The following is a 15,310-nucleotide window of genomic DNA, read 5'->3' on the forward strand; positions in this document are numbered from 1 at the left end:
GCCGGTGGGGGAGCGGCGGGCCACGGTGGCCCGTGGCTCTCTGTGGCGTCCGGGGCCGCGACGGGCACACGGTGTGTACGGTTCGCGCGCCGCATTCCCCGGCGGCCCGGCGCGGGCGGGCCGGTGCGGCGGTGGTCCGACGAGCCTGCTCGGGAGACCCGGCACCGCCACGACCGCCCGCCACCAGACCGACCCCCCCCGGGGGTGGCCGTGGCGTCCCTCGTGCCAGCCGGTGTCCCGCCCTGCCCGGGAAACGGCGGGAGGTGCCGGGCCCCGGCCCCGCTCCCGGCCGGGCGGTGGGCCGGGGCGGCGGATAACGGTTTGCCCCGGGCGGGGGGTGGCTCGGAGAATGCCTGGCCATGGGACATCTCGAAGCCGCGCACCTGGAGTACTACCTCCCCGACGGGAGGGCGCTGCTCGGCGATGTGTCCTTCCGGGTGGGCGAAGGGGCTGTCGTCGCCCTGGTCGGCCCCAACGGCGCCGGCAAGACCACCTTGCTGCGGCTGATCTCCGGCGAGCTGAAACCGCACGGCGGCAGTGTGACCGTCGGCGGCGGCCTCGGCGTCATGCGCCAGTTCGTCGGCTCCGTACGGGACGAGACGACCGTGCGCGACCTGCTCGTCTCCGTCGCCCCGCCCCGCATCCGCGAGGCGGCGAAGGCGGTCGACGAGGCCGAGCACTCCATCATGACCGTCGACGACGAGGCGGCCCAGCTCCGGTACGCGCAGGCCCTCGCCGACTGGGCCGAGGTGCGCGGCTACGAGGCCGAGACCCTGTGGGACATGTGCACCACCGCCGCGCTCGGCGTGCCGTACGAGCGCGCCCAGTGGCGGCAGGTGCGCACCCTCTCCGGCGGTGAGCAGAAGCGGCTCGTGCTGGAGGCGCTGCTGCGCGGCACCGACGAGGTGCTGCTGCTGGACGAGCCGGACAACTACCTCGACGTGCCCGGCAAACGGTGGCTGGAGGAACAGCTCAAGGAGACCCGGAAGACGGTCCTGTTCGTCTCCCACGACCGCGAACTCCTCGCTCGCGCCGCCGAGAAGATCGTCTCCGTCGAACCGGGCCCGGCCGGCGCCGACGCCTGGGTGCACGGCGGCGGCTTCGCCACTTACCACGAGGCCCGCCGCGAACGCTTCGCCCGCTTCGAGGAGCTGCGCCGCCGCTGGGACGAGAAGCACGCCCAGCTGAAGAAGCTGGTGCTGACGCTCCGTCAGGCAGCCGCCGTCAGCCACGAGATGGCCTCCCGCTACCAGGCCGCCCAGACCCGCCTGCGCAAGTTCGAGGAGGCCGGCCCGCCGCCGGAGCCGCCGCGCGAGCAGGACATCACCATGCGGCTGAAGGGCGGCCGTACCGGCGTACGGGCCGTCACCTGCGAGGGACTTGAGCTGACCGGGCTGATGAAGCCGTTCGACCTGGAGGTCTTCTACGGCGAACGGGTCGCCGTCCTCGGCTCCAACGGCTCCGGCAAGTCGCACTTCCTGCGGCTCCTCGCCGGCGAGGACGTCGCCCACACGGGGGAGTGGAAGCTGGGCGCCCGGGTCGTGCCCGGCCACTTCGCCCAGACCCACGCCCACCCCGAGCTCCAGGGCCGCACCCTCCTCGACATCCTCTGGAAGGAGCACGCCCAGGACCGGGGCGCCGCCATGTCCCGGCTGCGCCGCTACGAGCTCACCCAGCAGGCCGAACAGAGCTTCGACCGGCTCTCCGGCGGACAGCAGGCCCGCTTCCAGATCCTGCTGCTGGAGCTGGCCGGCGCCACCGCGCTGCTCCTCGACGAGCCCACCGACAACCTCGACCTGGAGTCGGCCGAGGCCCTCCAGGAAGGGCTGGAGGCGTTCCAGGGAACGGTCCTCGCGGTCACCCACGACCGCTGGTTCGCCCGCTCCTTCGACCGCTTCCTGGTCTTCGGCTCCGACGGCCGGGTCCGTGAGACATCCGAACCGGTCTGGGACGAACGGCGAGTGGAGCGGGCCCGGTAACCCGGATCCGGTGACCGGGACCCGCCCGCCGCGCCGGGGCCGTCACTTCCAGCGCAGCAGCGCGCCCATGCCGCCCGCCGCGACCTCGTCGCCGGCCTCCTCCAGCACCGGCGTCAGCGAGACGACCGGCGCGTTCGTCACCACGGCCGCCCGCACCAGCGCGTCATCGGCGCGGGCCGGCCAGGCGTGCTGCTCGCCGATGTTCCTCAGCTCCGTACGGCGGGCCGCCAGCTGGTCCGGGTCCTCCCCGATCCACACCTCGCGGTGCGTGTCCGGCGCGTCCGGGCGGATCAGCAGCTCGGCCAGCCGGTGCTCGCGCGCCGCCTCGACGAGCTGCGGCACCCCCTCGACCGCCGCGGCCCGCCGCTCCTCGTCGGGCGTCCGGGCGGCCCGGAACCGGTCCACCTCGGCCAGCACCCGCTCCCGGACGTGCCGGGCCCGGATGTCCTCCACCTCCCCCGGCAGCAGCCTGCTGCCGATGCCGTGCTCGGCCGACACGGTCCGGTCCTGGAGCGGCTGGGGAAGCTGCTCGCGCACCGACCGGCACTCGCGCTCCTCCCCGCACAGGATCAGCAGGTCGGCCCCGGTCTCGGCCTGGCAGGCGGCGAGGGCCTCGGCGACCTCCCGGGCGTTGTGCTCCCAGGTGTTCTCCACCTTCAGCTGGAAGTGCCGCTCCGACCAGTCGGTGGCCTTCGCCCGGTGCATCGGCCACTGCCGGCTGCCCGTCACGTGCCCGGCCTCCTCCTGGAGCACCGCGCTGCGCAGTTCGAAGTCGGCACCGGTGCGGTCGATGTACGCCACCAGCGACACCGGGTCCTCCCCGGCCAGGTCCAGCAGCGGCGTGACGTGCGGCAGGGTGCCCCAGTGCACCAGGCCCTGCGGCGGGGCCTGGGTCAGCGGGACCTGGAGCACGACCTCGCCGTTGCGGGCGAAGACGGCCCGCCCGTACGGCTCCGTGCTGTGCCGCAGCGCGTCCACGGTGTCGTACACCGCCCGGCAGGTGGCCTCGTCGGCGCCCTCCTCGCGCAGCCGCCGGGCCACCGCCTCCGCCGTCAGGTGCCTGCGGTGCTCCATGTCCTCGTCGTGCTGCGACAGGTCGATGTATGCGGAGGCCCAGGACCCCGGATGTTCGTACAGTGGATTCAGGAACGCGAGCTCCATGGATTCCTCCCGGAAATCGCTCGGGGGCAGTACGTGCCGGGCGGGTACCCGTAGCCCATGAACGAACACGACGAGCGGGGCACCACCATGACCGGAGTCGACCCCAGCCGGCTGGACGACCAGCAGCTCATGAAGGAGCTGGAGACGATCCACCGCACGCGCCACGACACTCTCCTGTACGGCTCGAACGACGCACTGCGGGCCCACAACGAGCGCATGGCGCAGCTGGAGGGCGAGTACCTGCGCCGCAACCCCCGCCGCCTGGTGAGCGCCGCCCGCACCCGGGAGGGCGCCCGTGAGCGCGGCTGCGGCGAGGCGGCGACTCCGGGCACGGCCGGCACCTGACGCCGCCCCCGCCGCCACCCGCGGGACGGCACCCCTCACCCGACGAGGCGCCCACACGAAAGGGCCGGCCCCTGCCGGGCCGGCCCCCTCATCCCACGCGTCCGGTCAGCCGGCCTCGCCGGCGAACACGTGCAGGAACGCGTCGCAGAACGCCTTCAGGTCGTCCGGCTTGCGGCTGGTCACCAGCTGGTTGGAGCCGTGGTCGCAGATCTTCACCTGCTCGTCCACCCAGGTGCCGCCGGCGTTCTGGATGTCCGTGCGCAGACTCGGCCAGGAGGTCAGCACCCGGCCGCGTACGACGTCCGCCTCCACCAGCGTCCACGGCGCGTGGCAGATCGCCGCGACCGGACGGCCCGTCTCGAAGAAGTCCTTCACGAACGCGACGGCCTTCTCGTCCATCCGCAGGAAGTCCGGGTTGGCCACCCCGCCAGGCAGGACGAGACCGCCGAACGACCCGGCCGACGCCTCACCCACCACCTCGTCCACGGGGAACGTGTCCGCCTTGTCCAGGTGGTTGAACGCCTGGATCTTCCCGGACTGGGTCGACACCAGCACCGGCTGGTGCCCGGCACCGGAGGCTGCCTGCCACGGCTCGGTCAGCTCGACCTGCTCGACGCCCTCGGGTGCCACCAGAAACGCGATACGCATGATCCTCAGCTTCCTTTCACTTTCCGCAGCGTGGCCCGGTGGGCCAGGGCCCGGCGCTTCCTCGCCCGGGCCGCCCGCCGGCAACGCACCAACTCCTCGCCGTACGGCAGCAGCACGCACGCGCCGATCAGCAGACCGATGCCCGCCAGGTAGCCGGGCGACAGCGGGCGCCGGCGCGGCACCAGACGCCACGCGTCCGGGTCCCCGCGCCCCCCGCGCAGCAGCGACCGCACCTGATCGGCGTGCAGGCACATCAGCGAGACCAGCCCGCCGAACGGCAGCGACTCCAGAAAACTGTGGATGTGCTGCTCGACGGGCTTGACCTCACGGTCGCTGTGGACGGCGGTCCGCACGTCCCACAGCGCCGTCGCCTCGTGCACCGCCGCCGCGCCGAGCTGCACGGACAGCAGCAGCGGATTGACCTCGTAGCGCAGGGTGAGCGCGATGGGCAGGCCCACCTCCGCCATCATCAACGAATGGATCAGGGACTCCTTCGTCCCCGCCGTGTCCTCGATCCGGGTCCGCCGGTGCATCGCCCAGTCGGCGAGCCCCGGCACGAACCAGCCGGGCAGCAGCCCGTACAGCAGGAACCGCGTGGTGGCGTCCCCCACGTCGGCCGTGGCACCGCGCGCGATGCCGGCCGCCTGGTCCTGGCTCATGCGCCGCCCGCCACGGCCTCGGCGAGCTGCTGCATGTTCTCGTACCGGCTGCCGTGCGGCAGCGCGGCCACCGCGTCGACCAGCCCGCCGGGCGCGTTGCTCCGGCGCAGCGCCCGGGCCAGCTCGCCCGGCTTCGCGGGAAAGGCGTGCCGGCTCAGGTGCCGGGCCAGCTCCAGCCGGGTCCGCTCCAGCGACGCCGGAGAGCCCAGACCGCCCACCGGTCCGCTCCACACCTCCGGATCGTCGTCCGCGGCCGGCTCCGGGTCGTGCCACTCCTCGACGCGTGTGGGATGGCCGGACCGGAGCAGCCCCTTCAGTTCGTGCTTCATCTCGTCGTCCCGGTGGACGCTCAGCCGGTCACTGCCTCGCTGCATGTCTCCCTCCAGAGGGTCGAAGGTCCGCACCGCGTACCCGGTACCGCACGTCCGACACAGGGTCGGCGCCGCTCGGCCACCGCTCGGCCTAGTGCTTCTGCCGGCCCGGCAGGAACTCCTGCACCTTCGCCTTCAGCCCCTGCTTGACCATCGAGCCCCGGTCGGCGTCGCCCTTGAGGATCGACGCGGCCGTGGCCTCCATCTGCTCCCAGCCGGCGTGCGGCGGGATCGGCGGTACGGCGGGGTCGGTGAGGAACTCGACCACCGCCGGTCCGTCCGCCTCCAGGGCGGCCCGCCAGCCCGCCTCCACGTCCTCCGGCTTCTCCACCCGGATCCCGGTCAGACCGAGCGACCGGGCGAAGGCCGCGTACTGCACATCGGGGATCGACTGCGACGGCAGGAACGACGGGGCGCCCTCCATGGCCCGCATCTCCCACGTCACCTGGTTCAGGTCCTGGTTGTTCCACACGGCCACCACGAGCCGCGGATCCGACCAGCGGTCCCGGTACTTCGCCGCCGTGATCATCTCCGCCAGGCCGTTCATCTGCATCGCCCCGTCCCCGACCAGAGCGAACACCGGCCGGTCCGGGTGCGCGAACTTCGCGCCGATCGCGTACGGCACCCCCGGGCCCATCGTCGCCAGCGTCCCGGACAGCGAACCGCGCATGCCCGGCCGCATCGTGATGTGCCGGGCGTACCAGTTGGCGACCGACCCCGAGTCCGCGGTGAGGATCGCGTTGTCCGGCAGCAGCGGGTCGAGCGCCCGGGCCACGTGCTCCGGGTTGATCGGATCGGCCGACAGCCCGGCCCGCCGCTCCATCGTCTCGTGCCAGCGCTTCACGTTCGCGCACACCGTGTCGTACCACTCGCGCCCGCGCCCCTGCGCCTTCAGCATCGGGATCAGCCGCCGCAGCGTGGCCCGGGCGTCACCGACCAGGTTCACCTCGTACGGATAGCGCATCCCGATCATGTGCGGGTCGATGTCGATCTGCACCCCGCGCGCCTTGCCGAAGTCCGGCATGAACTGCGTGTACGGGAAGGACGAACCGACCGTCAGCAGCGTGTCGCAGTCCCGCATCATCTCGTACGACGGCCGGCTGCCCAGCAGCCCGATCGGCCCGGTGACGTACGGCAGCTCGTCGCTCAGCACGTCCTTGCCGAGCAGCGCCTTCGCCACCCCCGCGCCGAGCATCTCGGCGACCTCCTGGACCTCCGCGACCGCGCCCGCGGCGCCCTGCCCGATCAGGATCGCCACCTTGTCGCCCGCGTTCAGCACGTCCGCGGCCCGGCGCAGCGCCTCGTCCGTCGGGGTCGCCGTGTAGTCGCTCATCCCCAGGCTGGAGGGCACCATCTTGAACTCGTGCGTCGGCGGCGAGTAGTCCAGCTCCTGCACATCGGCCGGGATGATCAGCGCGGTCGGGCAGCGCCGGGCGTACGCCGTCCGGATCGCCCGGTCCAGCACGTTCGGCAGTTGCTCCGGCACGGTCACCGTCTCGACGAACTCCGAGGCGACGTCCTTGTACAGCGTGTGCAGGTCGACCTCCTGCTGGTACGACCCGCCCATCGCCGTCCGGTTGGTCTGCCCGACGATCGCCAGCACCGGCACATGGTCCAGCTTCGCGTCGTACAGGCCGTTGAGCAGATGGATGGCACCCGGCCCCGACGTCGCCGCGCAGACCCCGATCCGGCCGCTGAACTTCGCGTACCCGACCGCCTCGAACGCGGACATCTCCTCGTGCCGGGACTGGATGAACCGCGGCTGGTCCTCGGCGCGGCCCCAGGCGGCGAGCAGCCCGTTGATGCCGTCACCCGGGTAGCCGAAAACCTGTTCCACCCCCCAGGCGCGCAGGCGCTCAAGGATGTGGTCCGAGACCTTGGTGCTCATGGAGAGACCTCCCGGTGCAGTGCGAAGCGGACGATCCGGTCAGCGGATACCGAGTGACCTGCGCGGGGGGCGGAAAACCTCCGGGGGCGGGTACGGGGGCGGGTTCCGGGGCGCCTTGTGCGTGCCGTCGGCCGGACTGTCACCCGGCCGGCCCCGGGTGTCCCGCGAATGGGCTCCGGCCGCGCGCGGTACGGCGGCACGCGGGCTGTCATGGCAGCGGGGGCACGACCCGTGTCCTTCCGTCACCGGGCACCGCACGGTGTCGCCGACGCGCTGTGCGACGGTCACACCGCACGCGACCGGTACGCCGGTGTACGCCGCACCGCGCACCGCGCACCGGCGCCCGGCCGTGCCGCCGCTGCCCGTTGCCTGCCGTCCGCCGCCTGTCGTCCGCCGAGGAGCCCCTCCCATGCGCCGCACCGCCCGCGCCCTGTCCGCCGCCCTAGCCGCCGGTGCCGTGCTCGCCCTCACCGGCCCGGCCGCCGTCGCCGGCCCCGCCCCCGGCATCCGCACGGCTCCCGCGTCCTGTGACCCCGTCGGTGGACCGGTGCCGGTCGCGCCGGCCGTCGCCACCGGCCTCGCCGACGGACCCTGCTCCTTCGCCTCCGGGGCCCCGGGCACGCCCTTGACCGGCCACCCGGTCACCCGCGGCGGCGAGGCCCTCACGGCGCCGGTCACGGCCTGCGTGGACGGCACGCCGTGCGGTCAGGACAGCCCGCAGAACGCCGGGCGGGAGGGCACGGGGGCCGTGCCCGGACTGGACGGCCTCGGGGACCCGGGCGCGGGGACCGGGCCAGGCGAAGGGTGGGACGGCGCCGGCCAGGACGGCTTCGGCCAGGACGGTGCGGGCCGGGCCGGCGCGGGCGAGGTGGGGCCCGGACAGGCGACCGGGCCGTACGGCGGCGGCCAGGACGGGGGCGGGACGGGTGCCGGGCGGGACGGGTCCGGGCAGGACGGCGGTGGATGGCAGAACACCGGGAAGGACTCCGCCGGGCGGGACAGCACGGGCAAGGACCCCGCGGGCACGGGCAAGGACTCCGCCGGGGCCGGCAAGGACAACGCCGCCGGCACGGGCAAGGACCCCGCCGGGCAGGACGGTTCCGGGCGGGAGTGCGCGGAGGCGGGAGCCGGTGCGGGGGCGGGCTCCTGCGGCCATGACGACCACGGGTGCCCGGAGCCCCGGGAGGGGGGCTGCTCGGACGGCCGCACCTGTGGCGAGTCCCGCGGCTCCGACCCCTGCGCGCCCGCCGGCGTCCAGCACGGCGTGGACGCGGGACGGGGCGGCACCTTCGACGACTCGGTCCCCGCACTGGCCGCCGGCGCCGCCCTCATCGCCGCCGCCTGCGCGGGCGCCGTCTACCGGCTGTTCGGCCACCGGCTGTTCTCCTACCGGCGGTTCCGGGGAGGCGAAGCCGCGGGGATGTGATCCGGGCAACTCCCGGCACCGCCCATGGAGGGCCGTCCGGCGGGTACACACCTTCCCGAGGGCACCGCCCAGGGGCCTCACCGGAACCGCCCGCCGCACAGCCGGCCCGGAGCACCACAGGACACGGCACGACACGCACGACGAGACGGACACCCGCCCGGACAGGTCGCAGACCCGCACGGCACCCGCGGACGGCACGGCAGCCCACGCGGACAGCACGGCCCGGAGCGGGCGGCACGACGGCACCACGGACTGCGCGGAGGCGGACATGCGGCGGACGGACCCCGAAGAAGGCCACGGCCCCGTCCGCTACGGCCCGCCGCTCCCCGGCGACGGCCTGCCCGTGCTCCCCGAACTGTCCGCCGTGCTCTCCGCCGCCGCGAGCCGCGCCGACGCCCATCCCGTCGGCGGCGCCCCCGCCCTGCTGGAGGCGGCCTGCGGCTACTGGACCCGGCGCGGACTGCCCTGCGTCCCCGACCAGGTGGCCGCCGGACCCGGCGCCCCCACCCTGCTGCTCGCCCTGACCGCCGCGCTCGCCGGCGACGGCGCCGATGTCCTCGTACCCCGGCCCTGCCCCGCCTGGTGGGCCCCGTACGCCCGCGTCCTCGGCCGGCCCGCCTTCCACGTCCCGACGCCGGCCGAGGGCGGCGGGGTCCCCGACCCGTACGCGCTGCTGGAGACCGTCCGCCGGGTCCGCGCCGAGGGCGGTGACCCCCGGCTGCTGGTGCTGTCCGTCGCCGACGACCCCACCGCCACCGTCACCCCGCCCGAACTGCTGCACGAGACCGTCGAGGCGGCCACCGCCGAGGGCCTGCACCTGGTCAGCGACGAGACCTGGCGGGACACCCTGCACGCCCCGCACGACACCGTCCTGCTCAGCCCCGCCGAGATGTGGCCCGGCCAGGTCACCGTCGTCACCGACCTGGCCGGCGCCCTGCTGCCCCCCGGCTGGCCCGCCGCCGTCGCCCGCTTCCCGGCCACCGACAGCGGACGGCACCTCCACGCGCGCGTGCTCGACATCCTCACCGCCCTCGGCGCCCGCCTCCCCGCACCGGTCGCGGCGGTCGCCGGCTACGCCCTGGACGAGCCCCCGCCCGTCATCGAACGCCGCGAGGCCACCGTACGGCTGCACGCGCGCGTGGCCGCCGCCGCGCACGCCGCCGTCGTCGCCGCCGGCGCGCTCGCCCGGCCCCCGCAGGCCGGCCGGCACCTGTACGTCGATCTCGGCCCGCTGCGGGAACCGCTCGCCGCCCAGGGCGTCGGCGACGCACAGGAACTGGAGGACCTCCTCACCGCACGGCTCGGCATGCCCGCGCCCGGCGGCCACCGCTTCGGCGACGACCTCGGGGCGCTGCGCGTCCGGCTCGCCACCGGGCCCCTGCTGGGCGCCACGGACGAGGAACGCACGGAAAGCCTCACGTCACCCGAACCGTTGGAACTGCCACACGTGCAACGTGCGTTGGTCTCCTTGAGGTCGGCCTTCGACGATCTCCGCGACGACGCTCAGCGATGGGAGCATCCTCGATGACGCAGCAGACGCAGCAGACGCATGAGTCCGGCCCGGTCACGACGACGGCCGTCGCAGCCGGCGAACCCGGCACGCCGGCCCCCCTCGCGCCCCCCTTCCCGCCCCTGGCCGAGCCCCGCCCGCTGGGCGAACGGCGGGTCTGGCCCCGCACGTTCCACGACCGGCTCACCGCCCCGCTGCCCGGCCTGAAGGCCCTCGCCCGCTTCGCCCGCGAAGGCGCCGTGCGCCCCGGACCCGAAGGTCTCGCCGACATCCCCCGTCTGCCCTACGCACCGGCCCCGCTGCCCCGCGTCGACACCCGCACCCTCGCCGTCACCTGGGCCGGACACGCCAGCTGGATCGTCCGCATCGGCGGCCTGACCGTCCTCACCGACCCCGTCTGGTCCCGCCGCATCCTCGGCACCCCGGCCCGCATCACCCCCGTCGGCGTGCCCTGGGAGAGCCTGCCCCGCGTCGACGCCGTCGTCATCAGCCACAACCACTACGACCACCTGGACGCCCCCACCCTGCGCAGACTCCCGCGCGACACCCCGGTGTTCGCGCCCGCCGGCCTCGGCCGCTGGTTCCGGCGCCGCCGCTTCACCCGCGTCACCGAACTCGACTGGTGGGAGGGCGCCGAACTCTCCGGAGTCCGCTTCGACTTCGTCCCCGCCCACCACTGGTCCAAGCGCACCCTCACCGACACCTGCCACAGCCTGTGGGGCGGCTGGGTCCTGACCGACTCCGACGGACAGCGCCTCTACTTCGCCGGCGACACCGGTTACGGCCACTGGTTCTCCCGCATCGGCCGCCGCTACCCCGGCATCGACCTCGCCTTGATGCCCATCGGCGCCTACGACCCCCGCTGGTGGCTCAGCGACGTCCACTGCGACCCCGAGGACGCGGTACAGGCCACCCTCGACCTCGGCGCCCGCCGCATGGCCCCCATGCACTGGGCCACGTTCACCCTCTCCGCGGAACCGGTCCTGGAGCCGCTCACCAGAGTGCGGACGGCCTGGGAGAAGGCGGGGCTGGAGCGCGAGGACCTGTGGGACCTTCCGGTCGGCGGCTCAGGAGTGCTGGACTGACGCGGCGCCCCGGCGCGCCCTCACCCGGCAGCCCGGACCCGCCGCCACACCCCGGGCGCCGCGCTGATGACGACGGTCAGCACCACCGCCACCACGACCCCCTCCCACGGCTCGGCGAACAGCGAACCCCCCACTATCCCGATCACCTGGTAGGTGGCCGCCCAGGCGAGACAGGCGGGCAGATTCCCCCGCGCGAACCGCCTCAGCGGCCACTCCGCCATCAGACAGGCCAGCATCACCGGTATCCGCCCGGCCGGCACCAGCCGGGACAGCACCAGCACCGCCACCCCGTGCTCGGCCAGCTTCCCCCGCGCCTGCGCGAGCCGCTCCTCCGGCGCCCGCGACCGTATCGCCTCCAGCCACCGCGACCCGTTCTTCGACCGCATCCCGCGCCGCCCCAGCCAGTACAGCGCCGCGTCCCCCAGGAACGCGGCCAGCGACGCCGTCACGAACACCAACGCCAGCGGGAACGGCATCGTCTGATGGAACGCCACCACCGCCGCGGAACTCACCAGCGCGCCCGTCGGCACGACCGGCAACAGCGCTCCGATCAGCACCAGCAGGAACAACGACGGATAGCCCATCACTTGCTGCGCCGGCCCGGGCGCCACCGCCCGCGACGCGTCGGCGAGCCATGTCACCGCGCGACCTCCAGCCGCACGCTCTCCCCGTGCCCCAGCTTGTGCACCGCCACCCCCGGCGCGGCCACCGCCGCCAGCCGCACGAACTCGTCGCCCGGCGCGTGGAACTCGTGCGGGCGCACCGCGTCCATGCCGATCGGCCAGTACGTCCCGTAGTGCACCGGCACCGCCATCCGCGGCGCCAGCCGGGCCAGCGCGCGTGCCGCGCGGCCCGCGTCCAGGTGTCCCTCCCCGAGGTACGGCCCCCAGCCGCCCACCGGCAGCAGCGCCACGTCCACCGGCCCCACCCGCTCGGCCATGTCGTCGAACAGCCCGGTGTCCCCGGCGAAGTACGTCCGCGCCTCGCCTTCGACGACGTAGCCCAGCGCGGGCGAGCGGTGCGGACCCACCGGCAGCCGCCGCCCGTCGTGCAGCGCCGGCACCACACGCACCAGCAGCTCCCCGATCCGCACCTCGTCGCCGGGGACCACCTCGGTGATCCGCAGCTGCCGCAGCCGGCGCAGACCGGGTACCGCCCGTGGTGCGCCCCGGGGCACGAGCAGGCGCGTGCCCGGGTCCAGGCAGGCCAGCGACGGCAGGTGCAGATGGTCCGCGTGCAGGTGGGAGACCAGCGCCGCGTCCGCGCGGCGGGCCCCGGGGGGCGGCACCGCACCCCGGCGGCGCCGCAGGTGCGCCAGCCGGCGGGCGAACAGGGGGTCGGTCAGCAGGCGTACGTTCGCATCCTCCAGCGCACAGGTGGCGTGACCCCACCACGTGATCTCCACCGGCACCTTCTTCGCCTCCTTCACGCGACTCCCCGAAGCCTACGGGCAGGAGTAGGGTCGGCGGCGAAACCCGGAGGTGAGGGGGACGCCATGGGACAGCCGCGGGGTGCCTTCGGGGCGCTCACGACCGTGCGGGTCACCGCCATCGCCAGCCTCACACCCCTGGAGGAGCTGGAGGCCGACCCCTTCCTGGTGGACTCGCGCAGCCAGCACGCGATGTGCGCCCGCTGGGCCGCCGAGCACGGCTACGTGGTCGCCCGGGAACTTCTCGTCGGGGGACTGCGTTTCGACCACTGCGCGCTCTGGGACGGGGTGCGGCCCGGGGTGGACGTGTTCGTCGCGCCCAGCCTCCGGGTGCTGCGCCGGGCCCTGTCGTCGGTGGAGGAGTTCACCGCCGAGTGCGCGCGCCGGGGCGTGCGCGTGGAGACGGTGGGTCGGGCCGAACCGGCGTACGACGCGCAGATGAAGGCCCGGGTGCACCGCCGGCTGTCGATGCCGACGGCCGGCTACGACGGACGGTGACCCCGTCCCGGTCCCCGTTTCCGGCGGCCCGCCAGGGCGGACGGCCGCGCGTGTGACAAGGTGGAGCCGGCCCGATCGGGCCGGTGAAGCGAGAGGAGGCCCCCCGGCCACAGGGTGGGGGAGGGCCGGGACACGAGGTGTGCGGGGCGTGGGCGGGGTGCGGTGGCGACGGATCGCCAGTCAGGTCGGGCGCAGCGTCGCCGTATGGGCGGTCTCCACGGTCACCATGCTGGTCCTCGCCGCGATCCTGCCCGACTTCCAGCTCCAGTCCGCCGACGGTGACAGCGCCACCCGCATCGCCGTGGCCGCCGCCTGCGGTGCGGGCGCCTTCGGCATCCTCTCGGCCGTGGTCTGGCCGCTCCTGGTGCGCTTGCTGCTGCTCGTCCCCGCCCTCGTCCTCGGCCTGCTGGTCTTCTTCCTCAACGGCTCCCTGCTGCTGCTCGCCCTGCGCATCAACCCCTCCGGGCGCGGCGAGGCCGCGCCCGAGACCGCCGTCATCGTGGCCGCCGTGATGTCCGCCGTCGCGTCCGCCACCGGCGCGGCCCTCGCCGTGCGCGACGACGAGGCCTACCGGCGCCGCCTGCACCGCCTCGCCACCCGCGGCCGACGGGACCATCCGCCCTGCCCCACCGCGCCCGGACTGCTGTGCGTGCAGCTCGACGGCGTCGGCCACGACGTCCTGGTCGACGCGGTCCGCAAGGGGCTGATGCCGACGGTGGGCCGCTGGCTGTCCGGCGGCGACGGCGTTGGGCCGGCGAGCGCGGGCGAGGGCACACCGCCGGCGGACGGCACCCAACCGGCGACGGTCGGCCGTGCCCGGCCCACCCACCGCCTCACGCCCTGGCGCACCGACTGGTCCAGCCAGACCGGCGCCAGCCAGCTCGGCATCCTGCACGGCAGCACCTTCGACGTGCCGGCGTTCCGCTGGTACGAGAAGGACCGGGGCGAGGTGATGGTCTGCAACCGGCCGACGAGCGCCGCCGAACTGCAACGCCGGGCCATACGGCACACGGGCGACGGCGGACTGCTCACCGTCGACGGCGCCAGCCGGGGCAACCTGTTCAGCGGCGGCGCCGCCGAGCAGGCCCTCGTCCTGTCGATCGCCGCCCGCCGCCGCGGCCCGGCGAACCGTTCCCGCGCCGGGTACTTCGCCTACTTCCGCGACCCGGCGGGCGCCGTCCGCACCGCCCTGTCGTTCGTCGCCGAGGTGGGCCGCGAGATCGGCCAGTCCACCCGCGCCCGTCTGCGGGGACAGCGCCCGCGCGTCGGCCGGGGCGGCCTCTACCCGTTCGTCCGCGCCTTCGCCACCGTCGTCGAACGGGACGTCGTCGTCGCCGCGGTCATGGGCGACATGCTCGCCGGCCGCACCGTCGTCTACGCCGACCTCGTCGCCTACGACGAGGTCGCCCACCACTCCGGCCCGCGCAGCCGCGACGCCGAGAAGGTCCTGCAACGCCTCGACCGCTCCCTCGCCCTCCTCGAACGGGTCGCCGAACACGCCCCGCGCCCCTACCGGATCGTCGTCCTCTCCGACCACGGACAGAGCCCCGGCGAAACGTTCCACGCCCGCTACGGCCTCACCCTCGGCGACCTGGTCCGGGCCGGCTGCGGACTGCACGTCCCGCGCCGGGCCCAGCGCACCCGCAGCGGCGCCGAGGCCCGCGCGGCCGTCCGCGCCGCCCTGCGCCGGCCGGTGGAGGAGAAGGGCGAGCACCACCGCCCCTCCCGCCGCTCCGAGCCGATCGTGCTGGCCTCCGGCAACCTCGGTCTCATCTCCTTCCCGGACGTCCCGCACCGCATGACCAAGGAAGAGATCGACGCCCGCCACCCCGCCCTGCTCACCACGCTCGCCAACCACCCCGGCGTCGGCTTCCTCCTCGTGCGCAGCGAGGAGCACGACGGCGTCGTCCTCGGCGCCTACGGTGCCGAGATCCCCCTGGCCGAGCTGGACGACGAGCCCGGCCCGCTGGCCCGCTTCGGCCCCGGCGCCGCCGACGCCGTCCGCCGCACCCACTCCTTCCCGCACACCGCCGACATCATGGTGAACTCCGCCTACGACCCCGCCGACGGCGAAGTCCTCGCCTTCGAGGAACAGATCGGCTCGCACGGCGGGCTCGGCGGTGCCCAGTCCCACCCGTTCCTGCTCTCCCCGCACGAGCTGTCCGCACCGGCCGGGGACGGGGAGGAACTGACCGGCGCCGAGCACATCCACCGTGTGCTGCGCCGCTGGCTGAGCGAGCTGGACGGGCCCCAGGTGCCGCTCGCCCCGGACGTGGCCGAGGAGCGGGCCGCCTGACATCCGGCCGCGCCC

Annotated in this window: 14 protein-coding genes; 7 read left to right on the top strand and 7 right to left on the bottom strand. The window is 74.8% G+C overall.

Annotated elements, in window-relative coordinates; all coding sequences use genetic code 11:
* The first annotated feature begins 359 nt into the window (after window positions 1-359).
* A complete protein-coding gene (locus tag AQJ11_RS05815; protein WP_059262098.1) occupies window positions 360-1,979 on the top strand; it encodes an ABC-F family ATP-binding cassette domain-containing protein in 1,620 nt (539 codons plus the stop codon).
* A gap of 42 nt (window positions 1,980-2,021) precedes the next feature.
* On the opposite strand, the gene AQJ11_RS05820 is transcribed toward AQJ11_RS05815, so the two are convergent.
* A complete protein-coding gene (locus AQJ11_RS05820) occupies window positions 2,022-3,140 on the bottom strand; it encodes a baeRF2 domain-containing protein (RefSeq protein WP_014676025.1) in 1,119 nt (372 codons plus the stop codon).
* A gap of 57 nt (window positions 3,141-3,197) precedes the next feature.
* Between AQJ11_RS05820 and AQJ11_RS05825 the strand changes: the two genes are divergently transcribed.
* The gene (locus tag AQJ11_RS05825) at window positions 3,198-3,485 is read left to right on the top strand and encodes a DUF6158 family protein (protein WP_014676026.1); all 288 of its coding nucleotides are present in this window, start codon (window positions 3,198-3,200) and stop codon (window positions 3,483-3,485) included.
* Window positions 3,486-3,590: 105 nt separating this feature from the next.
* Here the strand turns inward: AQJ11_RS05825 and AQJ11_RS05830 are convergent, their stop codons facing one another.
* The 4 genes from AQJ11_RS05830 to AQJ11_RS05845 form a co-directional block, all read right to left on the bottom strand.
* On the bottom strand, window positions 3,591-4,133 hold the full coding sequence (locus AQJ11_RS05830) for a type 1 glutamine amidotransferase domain-containing protein (RefSeq protein ID WP_014676027.1): 543 nt from the start codon (window positions 4,131-4,133) through the stop codon (window positions 3,591-3,593).
* 5 nt (window positions 4,134-4,138) lie between these two features.
* Entirely contained in the window at window positions 4,139-4,792 is a 654-nt protein-coding gene (locus AQJ11_RS05835; protein WP_014676028.1) for a hypothetical protein, read from the bottom strand.
* The gene (locus AQJ11_RS05840) at window positions 4,789-5,166 is read right to left on the bottom strand and encodes a DUF2795 domain-containing protein (RefSeq protein WP_058082717.1); all 378 of its coding nucleotides are present in this window, start codon (window positions 5,164-5,166) and stop codon (window positions 4,789-4,791) included. Before AQJ11_RS05840 ends, AQJ11_RS05835 begins: the two co-directional genes overlap by 4 nt.
* Before the next feature lie 88 nt (window positions 5,167-5,254).
* The gene (locus AQJ11_RS05845) at window positions 5,255-7,051 is read right to left on the bottom strand and encodes a thiamine pyrophosphate-requiring protein (RefSeq protein WP_014676030.1); all 1,797 of its coding nucleotides are present in this window, start codon (window positions 7,049-7,051) and stop codon (window positions 5,255-5,257) included.
* Window positions 7,052-7,460: 409 nt separating this feature from the next.
* Here AQJ11_RS05845 and AQJ11_RS05850 point away from each other — a divergent pair, with 409 nt between their 5' ends.
* From AQJ11_RS05850 to AQJ11_RS05860, 3 genes are all read left to right on the top strand, one after another.
* The gene (locus AQJ11_RS05850) at window positions 7,461-8,477 is read left to right on the top strand and encodes a hypothetical protein (RefSeq protein ID WP_059262099.1); all 1,017 of its coding nucleotides are present in this window, start codon (window positions 7,461-7,463) and stop codon (window positions 8,475-8,477) included.
* A 268-nt stretch (window positions 8,478-8,745) separates the two neighbouring features.
* Window positions 8,746-10,005 carry an aminotransferase class I/II-fold pyridoxal phosphate-dependent enzyme gene (locus AQJ11_RS05855; RefSeq protein ID WP_014676032.1) on the top strand — a complete coding sequence of 420 codons (1,260 nt, stop codon included), beginning with the start codon at window positions 8,746-8,748 and terminating at the stop codon, window positions 10,003-10,005.
* A complete protein-coding gene (locus AQJ11_RS05860; RefSeq protein ID WP_059262100.1) occupies window positions 10,002-11,072 on the top strand; it encodes an MBL fold metallo-hydrolase in 1,071 nt (356 codons plus the stop codon). Before AQJ11_RS05855 ends, AQJ11_RS05860 begins: the two co-directional genes overlap by 4 nt.
* Before the next feature lie 20 nt (window positions 11,073-11,092).
* On the opposite strand, the gene AQJ11_RS05865 is transcribed toward AQJ11_RS05860, so the two are convergent.
* Window positions 11,093-11,713, bottom strand: coding sequence for a DedA family protein (locus AQJ11_RS05865; RefSeq protein ID WP_058082722.1), 621 nt, complete (start codon window positions 11,711-11,713; stop codon window positions 11,093-11,095).
* The gene (locus AQJ11_RS05870) at window positions 11,710-12,483 is read right to left on the bottom strand and encodes an MBL fold metallo-hydrolase (RefSeq protein WP_058084139.1); all 774 of its coding nucleotides are present in this window, start codon (window positions 12,481-12,483) and stop codon (window positions 11,710-11,712) included. Before AQJ11_RS05870 ends, AQJ11_RS05865 begins: the two co-directional genes overlap by 4 nt.
* An 84-nt stretch (window positions 12,484-12,567) precedes the next feature.
* On the opposite strand from AQJ11_RS05870, the gene AQJ11_RS05875 reads away from it, so the two are divergent.
* Both AQJ11_RS05875 and AQJ11_RS05880 read left to right on the top strand, forming a co-directional pair.
* Window positions 12,568-12,999, top strand: coding sequence for a hypothetical protein (locus AQJ11_RS05875; protein WP_014676036.1), 432 nt, complete (start codon window positions 12,568-12,570; stop codon window positions 12,997-12,999).
* A 148-nt stretch (window positions 13,000-13,147) separates the two neighbouring features.
* A complete protein-coding gene (locus AQJ11_RS05880) occupies window positions 13,148-15,295 on the top strand; it encodes a phage holin family protein (protein ID WP_059262101.1) in 2,148 nt (715 codons plus the stop codon).
* Window positions 15,296-15,310: the final 15 nt, after the last annotated feature.

It is taken from the genome of Streptomyces corchorusii, from assembly GCF_001514055.1.
GTDB classification, from domain to species: Bacteria; Actinomycetota; Actinomycetes; order Streptomycetales; family Streptomycetaceae; genus Streptomyces; species Streptomyces olivaceoviridis.